The following is a 15833-nucleotide window of genomic DNA, read 5'->3' on the forward strand; positions in this document are numbered from 1 at the left end:
CCTCTCTCTGTAGTGCATACACAGGGGTTTACTTCGCCTTGTAGCCGTAGAACTGCTCCATCTTGGCCTTTCGCTCGTCGATGATGGCCTGTCCTCCGGAGCTGAGGTAATCCCTCATACCCTGATCGAAGACCTTGTCGAAGTCCGAAGGCTTGGCGATGACCGCCTGGACCAGGAGGTTGTTGCGCTTCTCGGAGAGGGCGGGACCCATCCCCTCTTCCGCCTTGATCTCTCCCACGTTGAACCGCTTGATCAGGCGAAGATCTTTCGACCAGAGATCGAGGGAGCGCACGATGTACTCGGGCTCCACCTCGGGATAGCCGAGGGCCATGGACTTCCTGGTGATCTCCGGATCGCCGAGATCGAGACCGTTGAGGGTGATGGTGTAGTCGTAGTTAAAGGGGCCGTGCATCGCAAGCTCGCCCTCCACCTTGAGCATCCGGATGGTCCCATCGGCCAGCACCTCGTGGTGCACACCCTCCTGTCCGATCTGGAGGAAGCGCCGCTTCGCGGGATCGCTGATCCAGTTCACGTACAGGAGCGATGCGAGCGGTTCCTTGTTGGAAGCGGGGAAGAAGATCTTGCGGTCAACCGGGATTCCGGAGTACTTCCTGTACTTGCCGCCGTCGTTCTTGAAGGTATCGATCGCCACGAACGCCGCATCGGGCCCCACGATCCTCTTCAGGTTCGCATGGATCGAGTCCTCACCACCGCGGTACGGATAGTCGTGGTTCTGGATGAACGCCCCCACATACCCGGCCTTCGCGAGGTTGTCAGGGGTCGGATCACCCACAGGATAGAGGGGGAAGTCCTTCCAGATGAGGCCCTCGTTGTACCACTTGTTGAGGAGTCGGATGGCCTCCTTGGTTCCCGGGTGGAGGAGGTTCCTGTCGTCGAATCCATAGATGTAGTACTCCTCGTCGGAGATCTTGTCCGGGATGAACGACCAGATGAGATTCCTCGCATACCAGGCCACGTCCACCGTGAGGAGGAAGGGGATCATCTTGTCCGCATCCTTGCCCAAGAGCGTCTCCGCATTGTCACGGAAGGCCCTGATCGTCCTCTCGAACTCCTGACGGGTCTTGGGTTCCTTGAGACCGAGCTTCTTGAGCCAGTCCTGACGGATGAAGGTCACGGTGCCGGTGATCGGTTTGCGGATCCCCTCGATGGCCCACAGGGTGCCGGTGACCGGATCCTGATCGAAGTAGATGAACTCGTCACCCAGGAGATCCCAGAGAGCCTTCAGCTGCGGCTTGTACTGGTCGAGGAGCGGAGCCAGATCCAACACACCGCCCATGTTCGCATAGGTCTGGATGGTGGGATAGTCATAGGTGTAACACACGTCAGGGGCCTCACCCGCAGCGAGCAGGTTGTTGAGCACCTGCACCTCCTGCCAGCGCGGCACGGGCTTGAAGATCACTTCCACGTTGTGATCCCGGAGCATCCCTTCCTTGATGTAGTCGGTCCAGATGTTGTCGTCGGCGGGGGTACCACCGCGATCCCAGATCTCCACCGTGATCGTCCGCGTAGTGGTGAAACGGCCGTTCACCAGCTCCTCCGTGCCCGCCGTCGGCGCGGCCTCGCCGCCCTTCTCTCCTTGTCCTTCCGCGAAGGCGAAGGAGACCGCCGTGAGGAGGCACAGAAGCACGATCAATGCCTTTTTCATGGTATCCTCCTATGATATAAGATGATAGAAGCCGCACACAACGGTGCGGCGGAACGCCCCTCCTATTCCTTGATGGACCCCAGAGTCACCCCCTGAATGAAGTAACGCTGGAGCCACGGATACACCAGGAGTATCGGCACCGTGGCGAACATGACCGCGGCCGCCTTGAGACTCTCGCTGAGACCGAGTGGGATGTTTCCCTCGAGGGAGTAGGTCTCCACCTCGCTCACCGATTGGATGAGGAAGTAGAGGAGGAGGGAGATGGGATAGAACTCTCGCTTGTTCATGAACATGAGGGCATCCGAATAGGTGTTCCACCTCCCTACCGCGTAGAAGAGCGCGAGGGTGGCGATGATCGGCAGGGAGAGCGGCAGGTAGATGCTCACGAGTATGCGCACCGGGTTCGCACCGTCCATCTCCGCCGACTCCCGGAGGCTCGTCGGTATCGTATAGAAGTAGTTCCTCATGAGGATGATGTTGAAGACGCTCAGGCAGTAGGGCACGATGAGCACGAGGGGGTGGTTCAGGAGCCTGATGTCCTTGAGGAGCAGGTACATGGGGATGGTACCCGCATTGAAGTACATGGTGAAGAGGATGAGGGACATGATCACGCTCCGTCCCTTGAGATGATCGTAGGTGAGCGGGTAGGCGCAGATCGCCGTCATGAAGAGCGAGAGCATGGTCCCAGCCGCGGTGATGATGACCGTCCAGACGAAGGCCCACGTGTACTTCGTATCCTCGAGCACGAGACGGTAGGCCTCGAAGTTGAGCCCCTTGGGCCAGAGACCCACCTCTCCCCTCACCAGATATTCCGAATCGCTCAGAGACCTTGCCAGCAGATTGAGCATGGGCAGGAGACACACGACGATGACCAGGATGCTCACTGCGACCGCGATATAATCGAGATATTTCGAATCCCGTGACATTCTCATCTTCACACCTCCCCTTACAGGATACCGCGCTCACCGAATCGCTTGGCCAGACGATCGGCCAGCACCAGAAGCATCACGTTGATGACCGACTGGAACAGCCCCACCGCCGTGGTGAGGGAGAACTGGAGTCCCCGGATGCCATAGTTGTACACGAAGATGGCGATCACATCCGAGACGTCCTTCACCAGCGGATTACGGAGTGCGTAGGGCCTGTCGAAGTAGCTCCCCATGAGATGTCCCAGGGAGAGAATGAGCAGGATCACTATGGTGGGACGTATTCCGGGCAGGGTGACGTGCCAAATACGGCGGAGCCGCCCGGCCCCGTCTATGGCAGCGGCCTCGTAGAGCTCCGGGTTGATGCTCGTCATGGCCGCGAGATAGATGATGGTGTTCCATCCCACGCTCTGCCAGATCCCGAGGGCCACATAAGTACCGACCCAGTAGTTCGGGTCGTTGAGGAAGGGTATCGGACCGGCTCCCAGCTTCTTCAGCCAGATGTTGAGGAGGCCCGTATTGGGGGCGAGGAGCTGGAGGGCCATCCCGGCGATGATCACCCATGAAAGGAAGTGGGGCATGTAGGCGATGGTCTGGGTGACCCTCTTGAAGCGGCGGTACGGGAGCTCGTTCAGGATGAGGGCCAGGATGATGGGCGCCGGGAACCCGAAGAGGAGATCGAGGGAGTTGAGCATGAGGGTGTTGCGGAGCGCGAGGAGGAAGTCCTTGTTCTTGAAGGCTATTATGAAGTACTCGAACCCGTGATTGTCGGCCCAGGGCATCTCCCAGGGACTCTTCACTATGCTGTACTTCTTGAAGGCGATCTGGATATAGGTCATAGGGATGTACTTGAAAATGAAGAAGTACAGCATCGGCAAGAGGAGCATGAGATAGAGCGTCCAGTACTTGCTCAGATAGGTCCTCAAATCCTTCGTCTTCACTGCTATACTCGGCGTTCTGTTCATGTCACCAGTATAGTACCAGGTTTTCGATCCTGTCAATAAAAAATTTTTTAAAATACCTTTAATAAGTCTGTCAAAACAATACCGGCTTCTCCCTCTCCCTCCTCCTCTCCGCCCCTCGTCCTGCCGGGCACGCGAACAGGGGACGTCCCTCGTGTACAACTTCATCCACTATAAAAATCTAACGCTCCGGCTCTCCGGGCGTGGGGAGGACACGGCCGCCTTCCCGGACAGAGGATCGACAGACAAGAGGACAACCCGATGACCGTGTAACCCTTGTGGGGGGGCCGGCCCGCCTGCGAGGTGCCTGCAGGGTTGTGCGGACATCTCCTTTCTGATGTAATATCCCCCATCCACGAAGGTCCACAAAGGGAGTATATACCACCCATGAACCGGATGCAACTTTTCAACAACGACTGGGAGTTCGCCGTAACACCGCCCGGCACCGAGGAGTGGCACGGGCTTTCCTTCCGCCCGGTGGAGATCCCCCACGACTGGCTCATCGGTGACAGTACGCGTCTCTACGAGGACTCGACAGGCTGGTACAGGAAGATCCTCGTCTGGGAGGGGCGAGCGACGCACGCGTCCCTCTACTTCGAGGGAGTGTACATGGACAGCACCCTCTACGTGAACGGGAGGGAGGCCGGCAACTGGAAATACGGGTACTCCTCGTTCGAGCACGAGATCACCCCCTTTCTCAGGGAGGGTGAGAACGAGCTCGTGGTGAAGGTGGTGCACCGGGCCCCCAACAGCAGATGGTACTCGGGAGCGGGAATCTATCGGAACGTGTGGCTCATCCTCCGGGGAGCGAGCTACATCCCCACCCATGGGGTGTACGTGACAGTGCGAAAAGGCGAAGAGACGTGGAGCGTGGAGATCGAGACCGAGCTCCACCTCACGCAGGAGGCGGTCCTCGAGCACACCCTGTGGTACCGGAGGAGACCGGTCTCCTCCTGCCGGAAGATGGTCTCAAGGGACACCTCCCTCGACGCATCATCTCTCGAGGTACGAGACCCCCTCCTGTGGAGCCCCGAGGCGCCTCACCTCTACACCCTTCTCACCCTCCTCTACGACGGCGAAGGAACCATCATCGAGGAAATTCCCACCCCCGTGGGGTTCCGCCACCTCGCCTTCCATCCCCATCGCGGCCTGCTGGTGAACGGGATGCCCACCAAGCTCCATGGCACCTGCGAACACCACGACCTCGGCGCCCTGGGCGCGGTCTTCAATCGGGCGGCGATGCGCCACCGGCTCTCCCTCCTCAAGTCGATGGGGGTGAACGCCCTCCGGACGGCCCACAACATGCCGGCACCCGATCTCATGCACCTCGCCGACGAGATGGGATTCTTCGTGGTGTCCGAGGCCTTCGACATGTGGGAACGGCCCAAGACGCGATACGACTACGCACGATTCTTCCCCGAGTGGTACGAAAGGGACGTGGCGAGCTGGGTGCGGAGGGACAGGAACCATCCCTCCCTCCTCATGTGGAGCATCGGCAACGAAATCTACGACACCCACGTGAGCGAGCGGGGAGTGGAACTCACCCGCCTCCTCGCCGCCGAGGTGCGGAAGCACGACCCCAAGGGGAACGCCCCCGTCACCATGGGGTCGAACTACATGCCCTGGGAGGGAGCGCAGCGATGCGCCGATATCCTCAAGGTGATAGGTTACAACTACGGTGAGGCCTACTACCACGAACACCACGAGGCCCACCCCGATTGGGTCATCTACGGGAGCGAGACCGCCTCGGTGGTCCAGAGCCGGGGGGTATACCACTTCCCCTTCGACTGCACGATCCTGGCGGAGGAAGACGAGCAGTGCTCGGCACTGGGCAACAGCTCTACGAGCTGGGGTGCTCCTTCGCATGAGGCGTGTATCGCCGCCGACAGGGACGCCCCCTTCTCCCTGGGACACTTCATCTGGAGCGGGTTCGACTACCTTGGGGAACCCACGCCCTATCATACCAAGAACTCGTATTTCGGTCAGATCGACACTGCGGGGTTCCCCAAGGATTCCTTCTATATATACAAAGCGGCATGGACCGACTACCGACGTGATCCCTTCGTCCACATCTTCCCCTACTGGGACTGGAACCCCGGACAACTCATCGACGTGAGAGTGTGCTCCAACGCCCCCCGGATCGCCCTCTACCTCAACGGCCGCCTCATCGGGATCAAAGACATAGACCATCAGCACGGCACCGAGCAGACAGGGTGGTGGAAGATCCCCTACGAACCCGGGGAGCTCGTGGCCCTCGCCTACGACGACGAGGGCAGGTGCGTGGCACGAGCGGTCCGCAGGTCCTTCGGGGATCCCGCCCGACTCAGGCTCACCCCCTCACGGGAGTTTATCGAAGCCGACGGCCGGGACGTCGTCTTCGTGACCATAGAGATCCTCGATGCGGAGGGGAACCCCGTGGAGAATGCCTCCAACCGGGTGCGGGTGGAGGTTCGGGGGGCGGGACGCCTTCTCGGGCTCGACAACGGCGACAGCACCGACTACGATTCGTACCATGCCACGAGCAGGCGTCTCTTCAACGGGAAACTCATGGCCCTCATCGGCGCCACCAGGGAGACGGGCCCCGTCGAGATGGTCGTCCACTCCAAGGACCTCCCCCCCGCGCGTCTCATCCTCACCGCCGTCCCCTCGGAGAGGACCGACCTCGACTGCATCTCGGTGATCCACCGGGCGGAGGAGAAACCCTGCCGCACCGGCCGGGAAGACGAGATCCCGGTGAGGAAGATCGAACTCACGGTGATCGAGGGGACGCGGATGCTCACCCCCGACTCCCCCTCAGTACGCATCGAGGCGCGACTCCTTCCGGAGAACACCTCGTACCGCGAGGTGGAATGGAAGGCGGTCACCCCCAACGGCATCGAGACCCCCCTCGCCCTCGTCCGGCCGGAAGGTCTCGAGGCCGTGGTCACCGCCCGCGGCGACGGGAGTTTCTTCGTACGGTGTACCAGCAGAAACGGCACTGACACGGTACGCCTCATCTCCCAGCTCGAGTGCACGGCCGAGGGCTTCGGCCGACTCCACAAGGATCCGTACTCCTTCATCTCCGCAGGGCTCTACGACGACAGCAACGGGAAGGTCACGCCGGGGAACGAGAAAGGCATCGCCACCGCCCGGGATGGGATCACCATAGTGGGATTCACCGACCTCGACTTCGGACCCGACGGGTCGGACACCATCACCATCCCCATCTTCGCCCTGAGTGCCGACCCCTACCGGCTCCAGATCTGGCGAGGCCATCCCGAAGCCCCGGAGAGCGAGCTCCTCGCAGATGTGATCTATCGGAAAGACCCCGTCTGGAATGTGTATCAGGAGGCCCGCTATCGCCTCAGACGAAGGCTCCGAGGCGTGCAGTCGCTCTACTTCCTCACCGAAGCCAAGATGCACATGAAGGGTTTCGTCTTCGAACGCCAAGTGCGGGCCTACTCCACCATCCATGCCCACGAGTACGACGTGATCTACGGAGACGACTGCGAGATCACCTCGCAGGGTGTGGAACGCATAGGAAACAACGTCACCCTCACGTTCGAAAACCTCGATTTCGGCGACGAACCACCGAAGAACCTCACCATCTACGGCCGTTCACGCACCGACAACAACAGCATCCAGATCCGTTTCGAGCAAGAAGACCGACGGATCGTCCACCTCATAGAGTTCCCCTACTCCGTGGACTCCGTGGAACGCACCTACCCCCTTCCGCCCCTCCCTGCAGGCCGCATGGATGTCTCGTTCGTCTTCCTCCCCGGCTCCTCGTTCGACCTCGGTTGGTTCAGGTTCGGAAGAGACCCCGGTCCCTGAAGGGGCGTGGGGATCGCGCTAAGGAGATCATCGCCACACACGCCACACGCCCGCCCGGACCATTGCCTCCGTTGCATCCTGCGCGCTTTTCTTACATACTATACACTATGTCCGACTATCAGGTCTCCTTCCAGGAATTCACCGAGCAGCTCGAACACCTCCTCACCGAACGCACCCACTACCTCAACACCACCACCCTCCCCAGGCTGAAGGACGAGCTGCGAAGCTTCCACACCGCCTACAAGACCGTCTACGAGCTGCTCCTCAAGAAGGGCCTGGTGCACGAGGACCCTTACCAGTACGAGCAGCGATCCGCGGAAATCGAGATCCCCCCGAGAGACCCCTTCCCCGAACACGAAGCGGCAGACCAGATGAGCATCAGGCTCGCCGCCTTCGACACACAGCTCAACTTCCTCCTCACCTACTACCAGTTCACCATCGAGTTCCTCTCCCTGGAACGGATCAGGAGGATCCTCCAACTCGTGAACTACATCCAGTGGGAGGCCTTCACCGCAACTTCGACCGACATCACCACACGTCATGCCGCCGTCCTCGTCCAGAAACTGCGCCAAGGGAACGACACCCTCTCAGGCAAGATCGCAGGCTCCTCCCTCGACGCCCTCACCCAGACGAAACAACGCATCCTCTCCCTCCTCAGGGAGCTCTCCCTCTTCCATCGGGAGGCCTACAAGTTCCGCGTCCGTCAGCTCCTCCTCCTGCAGCACCCCGCCCCTGCGGGCGCAGGGCCCCAGGAGTTCGCCTCCCACGTAAAACGCCACTTCCGGGCGACCATGGGTGATCAGCCCTATTACCGCGACCTCGTCCAGGAGATCTATGAAGAGGACCTCGGACCCCACTCGGAACAGAAGCGGGCCGAGGTCCTCGCCCGCCTCGCAAGCCCCAGGGAAGACAGAGACCGGGAGAGGCGGCGGAAGGAAGACGCGCTCCTCCTGCTCCTCCTCGAGTCCCTCACCACCCTCCTCTCCACCTCCACACCCCTCAGGGAAGCCTTACGCATCCTCAACGCGAACCTCGCCCTCTATACAGGCAGGAAGCGGACCCTCTGGGAGAAGTTCAAGGACTGGATCATCTCCCTTACCCACTCCGACAGAAAGGGCCCTGTGTTCGAGCTGGACTACGTGGACATCACCACGGGCAGACAGACCACCGAATCCCTCGACATGGGGGAATTCGGCGCCTTCCTCTCACGCCTCGCCACTTCCATGGACACCTACCGGAGGAAACTCCAGCAGAGGGGACTCGAACTCCTGAGGGGGCAGGAGGACGAAGCCCTCGAGTACCTCGCCCGCACCCTCGAGCACCTGACCCGTACCATTCGAAGGCTGAAGGCCACCGAGACCTATCTCAAGACCGAGCTCCAGCGGACCGAACGGGAGAAGATCCTCCCGTTCAAGAACGAAGTCTCACAGATCCAGACCCTCATGCAGCGCTCGAATCAGAAACGCCACGAGTACATCGCCCGGAAAGAGGAAGAGGAACAGCTCAGACGACTCGGCATAGAAGAGGAGTGAGGTCTAGATCCTGCTCCGATAGAGCCCCAACACCTTCAGGTTCTCCGCGACCCCGTCCAGCACTTCCATGGTCCGGTGGAAGACCGAGAGATCCTCTGGCAACTCCATGTCGAGGAAGAACATGTAGTTCCAGGGCTTACCCAGTATGGGACGCGACTCGAGCTTCTTGAGGTTGAGCTGTGCCTCGGCGATCACCCCGAGACACCTGAAGAGGGCACCCGGCTGGTCGGGCGTCTGGAAACTGATCGAAGCCTTGGTCGGCCGGGGCACCTCCGGGTGCTCGAGCCGGGCGATGATGAAGAAGCGTGTATAGTTCCTCGGATTCGTCTCGATACCCTGTTTGAGCACCTTCATCCCGTAGTAGCCGGCCGCCACCTCGTTGGCGATCGCGGCCAGAGAAGGGTCGCCCTCCCGGGCGATGAAGGCCACGGCACCCGCGGTATCATAGAAGGGTACCCGCTCCCAGGAGGGGAACCGATCGAGGAACCGGGCGCACTGGGCGAACCCCTGGGGGTGCGAATACACCTTTTTTATGTCCTCGAGTCTCGCCGAAGGCAGCCCTATGAGACTGTGCTCCACCCGTATCTGGGTCTCACCCACGATCTTCACGTCGGGATACTGCAGGAGGAGGTCGTAGTTCTCCAGGATGGACCCGGAGAGCGAGTTCTCGATGGGGATGATCCCATAGTCCACCTTTCCCTCGAGCACTGCATCGAACACCGCGGAAAAGGAAGGAGTCGGTACTCCCGAGACCTTCCGATCCGCGAAATAGAGGGCGAGCGCCTTCTCCGAAAAGGCCCCATGCTCCCCCTGGAAGGCCACCAGGAGTGATCCCGCCTCACGGTCCGGATGTGGAGCCGCCGCCACGGGGATGGGCCGACGTTCGGGCACGCGCTCCACCTCCTTGCCGAGGACCGGGGCGAGGGCCTCGAGATCCCTCATGAGCTTCTCGAACTGCTCGGGATAGAGCGACTGGGCGCCGTCCGAGAGCGCCCGGTCGGGATCCACGTGCACCTCCACCATGATCCCGTCCGCGCCGGCCGCCACTGCGGCAAGGGCCATGGGAGGGACTTTGGTGCGGATCCCGGTGGCATGGCTCGGGTCCACGATCACCGGGAGGTGGCTCAGCTTCTTCACCACGGGGATGGCCGAGAGATCGAGGGTGTTCCGAGTGTACGTCTCGAACGTCCGGATCCCCCGCTCGCAGAGGATCACGTCCTCGGCACCGTGGGCGAGGAGGTACTCCGCGGCCATGAGCCACTCTTCTATGGTGGCGGCAAGACCGCGCTTCAAGAGCACGGGCTTCCCCGTGGCGCCCACACGTTTGAGGAGTTCGAAGTTCTGCATGTTACGCGCCCCTATCTGGAGCACGTCCACATACCGGCACAGGAGGTCCACATGTTCGGTGGCCACCACCTCCGAGACCACGGGGAGCCCCGTCTCCTCGGACGCCTCCTTGAGGTACTCGAGCCCCTTCTCTCCCAGCCCCTGGAACGAGTACGGCGAGGTCCTCGGTTTGAAGGCACCGCCGCGGAGGATCACGGCCCCCGACTCCTTCACCCGGTGGGCCACCTCCAGGATCTGGTTCCTGCCCTCGACAGCGCACGGGCCCGCGATCACCGTGATCCGATTGCCCCCTAGCCGCACCCCATCTCGCAGGGTCACCACGGTATCCGTTTTCTTGAACTCTCTCGAGGCGAGTTTGTAAGGCTTGGTGATGGGGATCACGCGGGCCACACCCGGAAGGAGTTCCACCTCCCTGAGGTCCACCGTCACCTGTCCCACCGCTCCGAGGATGGTCTCCTCCTCACCCACGATCTCACGGACCTTCAGGTTCCTGCTCTCCAGGAACGCCCTTATGCGGGCCTTCTTCTCCGGGGAGACCCCCCGTTCCAGCACGATGACCATGCACCAGAGGTTAGTGCGAAGGTTTCCTCATGTCAACCGGCTGGAGTCTCCCCAGCTCGGTCTTGAAGAAACGCTCGAGATCGGTGGGACGAATCACAGAGGAGAGATAGGAGAAGAACTCCTTTTCGAGGCGCGTTCTATAGGCGAAGAACTTGTCGATGTACCGCAACGTCATGGCCGGGGCCCCTCTGGTGAAGACCCGATGTTTCCCCGCATTGTACATCGCCAGGGCCAGGACCTCGCTCCCCCCCTCTTCCAGACAGTACTTGAGGTAGGAGATCCCATAGCGGGCATTGATCTCGGGATCGAAGAACTCCTCCTCGGTGAGGAAGGGGAAGGTGCGGGAATTGAGTTGGAAGAGCCCCCTGTCCACCGACGAGGGATTCTCGTTCACGGCGAAGGGATAGAACTCGCTCTCCACATAGGCGAGGGAGAACGCAAGGAAAAGGGGGACGTCGAACTTGTCGGCGTACCGGAGGATCGGGAGCGCCACCTCCGGGTCGCCGGTCAGGTTGATGAAGAAGTCTTCCACCAGAGGCCGGGTGAGCTCCTCCCGGTAGAGGAAGAGCGCCGGCGCTCTCTCCTCATGGGCCTCCTCCAGGAGCGAGAGGATCACCGGCCTGTCCTCCGGGGAAACCGCATCCCTCTGGGGGAGCGGCATCCATTCCCCTGGAGACTGGACATAGGGAACCTCGGTACAACTCAAGAGCAGAATCCCTCCCCCAAGCACCATCCAACGCAAGAGTATCTGTCTCATTGTTCTGCATCCTCTCCCTGCGTGTCATCCGGGGTGATCGTGTGACACAGCACACACTGCAATCGAACGTTTTGCCCTATTAAAGATACTAAAAGCGGCCGTGAGGTAAAGTGAGTATGCCCCTATTCCCCGAAAAGATCAAGCATGGAGATTCTGGAGATATGAGAGATTTTAAAGATTTTTGCAGAGGACGTTTCGGCCTGAGGGAGAGAAGGAGCCCGCATCCCGCGGGCTCACATCCGGTTTACACACCATTCATGGAGGAAGGTCTTTCCTATTAACGGCCGCCCTGAAGAAAACTTGATGAAAAATCATCCCGGACGCCCCTCTCCACCTGTCGGACATCCCGACGGGCCCACCTCCCGGGCCGGCGAATTTACACTGGCGGTATCACGAGGGACATGGTATAATGCCTTTATAAAGGTATTAAACTTAAATCAGGAGAGCATCGATGAAAACGTCACGATCCATCTTCCTCCTGGGGCTGGCTGCCCTGGTTCTCTTCGCCTCCTGTCAGCCGGGGACCATGCGCGGACTGGCCGACAGACGGGACTTCCTCTTCGGAGTGGCCGTCGCCTCCACCGATCTTCTCGACCCCACGGCATCGAAGATCCTGCAAGAGAACTTCAACCTCCTGGTGGCGGAGAACATCATGAAGCTCCAGTATCTCCGCCCGAGCCCCACGCTCTGGAACTGGCGCCCTGTCGACGACCTCGTGAACTTCGCGAAAGAGCAGAGGATGAAGCTCAGGGGCCACACCTTTCTCTGGCACAACCAGAACCCGCCCTTCATCAACAGACTGGGCAGGAACGACAGAGATCAGGCCATCACCATCCTCGAGGAGACCATCACCGGCGTCCTCACCCGCTACAAAGGAGTCTTCTACGAGTACGATGTGTGCAACGAAGTGATAGACGATGAGGGAAGATTCCGGGAGAACTCCCCGTGGTACCGGGCCATTGGCCCAGAATACATAGACATGGCCTTCCACACGGCCCGCAAGGCGGATCCGAACGTGAAGCTCATCCTCAACGACTACAACAATGAGTACAAGGGAACGATCAAGGGGGACGCCTTCTACGAATTGGTGAAGAGCATGGTGGAACGAGGGGTGCCGATCGACGGCGTGGGTTTCCAGCTCCACCTCATGGCCGAACACCCGCTGAACGAGGAGGCCCTCCGGGCGAACATCCAGAGGTTCAGGGAACTCGGCCTCTCCGTCTCCTTCACCGAGGTGGACGTCCGCATCAAGCTCCCCGTCACCCCCGAGAAAGAAGCCGCCCAGAAGGCGACCTACGAGAGCCTCCTCAGGATCGCCCTTGAGGAGGACGTGTCCTGCTTCGTCATGTGGGGATACACCGACGCCAACAGCTGGATCCCCGGGAGTTTCCCCGGCTACGGCAGCGCCCACATCTTCGACGAAAAGCTCACTCCCAAACCGGTGTACTTCGCCATGCAGGAGATCCTGAAATCGTACCACCCCGACAGGAATTAGACCATCGAGAGGGGGCGTGGGATCCACGTCCCCTCCCCTGGATCCCCATCCATCGCTTGCACACAGCCGGACTAAATTGCAAAGCCTCGGGAAAAGGGATATAACAGTAGGGGCGATGAGACGCATACTCTACGCAGAGGATGAGTTCACCAACCGAAGGATCGTGGAGGTCCTCTTCACCTCCGCAGGAGTACACTGCGACCTCGTGGCGGACGGAATCAGGGCCCTGGAAAAAGCCCTCACCGAGGAGTATGATCTCATCATCCTCGATCAGTACATGCCGGGTCACCGTGGAGACGTGGTGGCCCGTAAGATACGAGAGAAGAACAGAGAGGTACCCATCGTCGTGATCACGAGCGACGAGGCGGAGATCCCGAGGCTCAGGGAAGCGGGCGTCACCGAGGTCTTCATCAAGCCGCTCCACAGGGAAGACTACCAGAGGATCCTGAGACGATACTGCGGCCCCTCCCACGAAGATGACTATTAAGGAAGGAATATGAAACGAGTACCTGTCATACTGCTCATCTTCTCCCTTTTCGCTCCTCTCGCCACGGCGGGGGAAGAGGCTCGCGGCCAGGAGTTCGTCGTGAACATCCTCCCCTCTCCCTCCAACCTCAACCCCCAACGCATCAGCACCACCAACGAGGCCCAGATCGCACTCGCCCTCTTCGAAGGGCTCCTCACCTACCACCCGTCCACCCTCGGCCCCATGCCGGGGGTGGCCCGGAAATGGGAGTGGAACAAAGACTACACCCGCATCACCTTCTACCTGAGAGAGAACGCACGCTTCTCGGACGGCACCCCCATCACCGCAGCCCACTTCAGGGAAAGCTGGCTCTACCTCATCGCCCACAACCTGCCGTACGCCTCGCTCCTCGACGTGATCACCGGCGCCCGCGCGCTCCGAGAGGGGAAGGGATCACCTGAAGAGGTGGGCATTGTGGCAAAAGACCCCCACACGCTCGTCCTTACCCTCACCAACCCCGCCCCCTACATCCTCAAGTTCCTCCCCCACACCGCCTTTGCACCCGTCGCCTCGGGCATGGATCTCTCACGGACCTGGGCACCCTCACGAGACCTCGTCGGGAACGGTCCATATCGCATTCTGAAGGTGGAAAAAGACCGTCTGGTACTGGAAAAGAACCCCCAGTATTGGGACCAGGAGTCGGTGAAGATCCCTCGCCTCGTGATCACCTCGTACGACGATCCGGAGCGTGTGATGCGCCTCTTCAACGGAGACGCCATCCACTGGGTGGCCGATGGATACGACCTGTCACTCCTCAACAACAGGAAGGCACTCGTCCTCAACCCGCTCTTTGCCACCACCTTCTACTTCTTCAACGCATCCACCCCCCCCTTCGACGATCCCCGCGTGCGCAGGGCCCTGGCCCTCCTCGTACCCTGGGACGAACTCCGCTCTTCCGATCGCTACTTCTTCCCCACCTCACACCTCGTCCCCCAGATCCCGGGATACCCCGAGGTCGCGGGCATCACCGAACCCGACGAGGAGACCGCCCTCTCACTCCTCCAGGAGGCGGGATTCCCCGAAGGCAAAGGCCTCCCGGTCATCACGTGCTATGCCGTGGAGGGCGGGCAGGAGGAGATCGACATACTGACGCGGCTCTGGAGGGAGAGGCTCGGCCTCCAGGTGCAGGTGAAGGCCTTCACCTCCATGCAGGCCTACTTCAACGCCATGGAGAAGGCCCCCTCGTTCCACCTCGCATCCATCACCTGGGTGGGTGATTTCCCGGATCCGCTCACCTTCCTGTCTCTCTGGGAATCGGGCGGCTCTCTCAACTACGCCCGCTTCTCCTCCCCCGAATACGATGAACTCCTGCGGGAGGCCAACACCACACAGGGGAAAGAGCGCTACTCCCTCCTCGCGCGGGCCGAGGAATTCCTCATCTCGGAGAGCGCGGTGATCCTTCCCATAGCCCACAGCCCCGCCCTCAACCTCGTGGACCTCGACTGGATAGGCGGATGGTACCCGAACCCCCTCGACATCCACCCCTTCCACACCCTCGAGTTCCTCCCCACCGAGCTCGGCCCGGGAGTGGTCCGATCGGAAGAGAGGGGAGGGATCCCTCAGCGTCTCCTCTTCCTCACACGATCGAGGAAGGAGTGAAGCCGATCCCTGAAGAGAACTCCCAACAGGAATAACACGAAGGCAGCCGCCCCGATGATCCCCGCCACCAGCCACTCCTGCTCGAAGAGGGCATGTCCGAGCCATACGCTCCCGACGATGCCGGGGAGACGGGCCGTCATGGAGAGGAGGAAGAAGAGGGAGAACGGGATGTTCCCCACACCCGCCACATAGCAGAGGACGTCCTTGGGGATGCCGGGGATCAGGAAGAGGAGGAAGAGCGCGCCCTCTCCCCGGGAGGAAGAGAGGAACCGGTCGAACCGTCCCAGCTCCCCCTCACCGACGAGGGAAGAGACGAAGCCCCTCCCCGAGAGGCGGGCGAGAAAGAAGTTGAAACACGAGCCCAGGCCGATCCCCACCACGCTCAGGAGGAAGCCCTCCCACTTCCCGAAAAGGAACCCCGCCGCCACCTGGACCACCTCACCGGGGAGGACGAAGATCACCACCTGGAGCACCTGGAGCCCGAGGAAACCCAGCGCACCGTAGAGGCCCCAGGAGCGGACCAGGCGGACGATCCTCTCGGGATCCGTGAACATCTCCCAGAGGGAGGGAACGAGGAAGAACACCAGCGCAAGCGATACGAGAAAGAACCCCGGAAAGAGGAGGTCCTTCCATCTGAAGTCTCTCATCA

The 15833-nt window shown here is 60.8% G+C and carries 11 protein-coding genes; 5 read left to right on the forward strand and 6 right to left on the reverse strand.

Annotated features, from left to right (window positions below; genetic code table 11):
- Window positions 1-28: 28 nt before the first annotated feature.
- The 3 genes from SPITH_RS09850 to SPITH_RS09860 form a co-directional block, all read right to left on the reverse strand.
- Window positions 29-1666: an extracellular solute-binding protein gene (locus tag SPITH_RS09850; protein ID WP_014625513.1), complete on the reverse strand. Its 1638-nt coding sequence runs from the start codon at window positions 1664-1666 to the stop codon at window positions 29-31.
- 62 nt (window positions 1667-1728) lie between these two features.
- Window positions 1729-2598, reverse strand: coding sequence for a carbohydrate ABC transporter permease (locus SPITH_RS09855; protein ID WP_014625514.1), 870 nt, complete (start codon window positions 2596-2598; stop codon window positions 1729-1731).
- Between the two features lie 14 nt (window positions 2599-2612).
- A complete protein-coding gene (locus SPITH_RS09860; protein ID WP_014625515.1) occupies window positions 2613-3557 on the reverse strand; it encodes an ABC transporter permease in 945 nt (314 codons plus the stop codon).
- Window positions 3558-3941: 384 nt separating this feature from the next.
- On the opposite strand from SPITH_RS09860, the gene SPITH_RS09865 reads away from it, so the two are divergent.
- Both SPITH_RS09865 and SPITH_RS09870 read left to right on the forward strand, forming a co-directional pair.
- Window positions 3942-7367 (forward strand): glycoside hydrolase family 2 TIM barrel-domain containing protein, encoded by a 3426-nt coding sequence (locus tag SPITH_RS09865; protein ID WP_014625516.1) that lies wholly within the window; start codon window positions 3942-3944, stop codon window positions 7365-7367.
- 107 nt (window positions 7368-7474) lie between these two features.
- A complete protein-coding gene (locus SPITH_RS09870) occupies window positions 7475-8899 on the forward strand; it encodes a TP0584 family protein (RefSeq protein WP_014625517.1) in 1425 nt (474 codons plus the stop codon).
- A 3-nt stretch (window positions 8900-8902) separates the two neighbouring features.
- Here the strand turns inward: SPITH_RS09870 and aroF are convergent, their stop codons facing one another.
- Window positions 8903-10807, reverse strand: a complete 1905-nt coding sequence (gene aroF, locus SPITH_RS09875) for a 3-deoxy-7-phosphoheptulonate synthase (protein ID WP_014625518.1) — start codon at window positions 10805-10807, stop codon at window positions 8903-8905.
- Window positions 10808-10817: 10 nt separating this feature from the next.
- A complete protein-coding gene (locus SPITH_RS09880) occupies window positions 10818-11564 on the reverse strand; it encodes a transglycosylase SLT domain-containing protein (RefSeq protein ID WP_014625519.1) in 747 nt (248 codons plus the stop codon).
- 451 nt (window positions 11565-12015) lie between these two features.
- Here SPITH_RS09880 and SPITH_RS09885 point away from each other — a divergent pair, with 451 nt between their 5' ends.
- The 3 genes from SPITH_RS09885 to SPITH_RS09895 all read left to right on the forward strand — a co-directional run bounded on the left by SPITH_RS09885 (window position 12016) and on the right by SPITH_RS09895 (window position 15184).
- Window positions 12016-13059 (forward strand): endo-1,4-beta-xylanase, encoded by a 1044-nt coding sequence (locus SPITH_RS09885; protein ID WP_014625520.1) that lies wholly within the window; start codon window positions 12016-12018, stop codon window positions 13057-13059.
- Window positions 13060-13174: 115 nt separating this feature from the next.
- Complete coding sequence (locus SPITH_RS09890; protein ID WP_014625521.1) at window positions 13175-13546, forward strand: response regulator; 372 nt, start codon at window positions 13175-13177, stop codon at window positions 13544-13546.
- A 9-nt stretch (window positions 13547-13555) separates the two neighbouring features.
- Window positions 13556-15184: a peptide ABC transporter substrate-binding protein gene (locus SPITH_RS09895; protein ID WP_014625522.1), complete on the forward strand. Its 1629-nt coding sequence runs from the start codon at window positions 13556-13558 to the stop codon at window positions 15182-15184.
- Here SPITH_RS09895 and SPITH_RS09900 read toward each other — a convergent pair.
- Window positions 15145-15831, reverse strand: coding sequence for a TVP38/TMEM64 family protein (locus tag SPITH_RS09900; protein ID WP_014625523.1), 687 nt, complete (start codon window positions 15829-15831; stop codon window positions 15145-15147). The genes SPITH_RS09895 and SPITH_RS09900 overlap by 40 nt on opposite strands.
- Window positions 15832-15833: the final 2 nt, after the last annotated feature.

It is taken from the genome of Spirochaeta thermophila DSM 6578 (assembly GCF_000184345.1).
Lineage (GTDB): Bacteria > Spirochaetota > Spirochaetia > Winmispirales > Winmispiraceae > Winmispira > Winmispira thermophila.

Coding starts and splice junctions, on each gene's coding strand:
- SPITH_RS09850 (WP_014625513.1), bottom strand. CDS start 1,666: ATGAAAAAGGCATTGATCGTGCTTCTGTGCCTCCTCACGGCGGTCTCC.
- SPITH_RS09855 (WP_014625514.1), bottom strand. CDS start 2,598: ATGAGAATGTCACGGGATTCGAAATATCTCGATTATATCGCGGTCGCA.
- SPITH_RS09860 (WP_014625515.1), bottom strand. CDS start 3,557: ATGAACAGAACGCCGAGTATAGCAGTGAAGACGAAGGATTTGAGGACC.
- SPITH_RS09865 (WP_014625516.1), top strand. CDS start 3,942: ATGAACCGGATGCAACTTTTCAACAACGACTGGGAGTTCGCCGTAACA.
- SPITH_RS09870 (WP_014625517.1), top strand. CDS start 7,475: ATGTCCGACTATCAGGTCTCCTTCCAGGAATTCACCGAGCAGCTCGAA.
- aroF (WP_014625518.1), bottom strand. CDS start 10,807: ATGGTCATCGTGCTGGAACGGGGGGTCTCCCCGGAGAAGAAGGCCCGC.
- SPITH_RS09880 (WP_014625519.1), bottom strand. CDS start 11,564: ATGAGACAGATACTCTTGCGTTGGATGGTGCTTGGGGGAGGGATTCTG.
- SPITH_RS09885 (WP_014625520.1), top strand. CDS start 12,016: ATGAAAACGTCACGATCCATCTTCCTCCTGGGGCTGGCTGCCCTGGTT.
- SPITH_RS09890 (WP_014625521.1), top strand. CDS start 13,175: ATGAGACGCATACTCTACGCAGAGGATGAGTTCACCAACCGAAGGATC.
- SPITH_RS09895 (WP_014625522.1), top strand. CDS start 13,556: ATGAAACGAGTACCTGTCATACTGCTCATCTTCTCCCTTTTCGCTCCT.
- SPITH_RS09900 (WP_014625523.1), bottom strand. CDS start 15,831: ATGAGAGACTTCAGATGGAAGGACCTCCTCTTTCCGGGGTTCTTTCTC.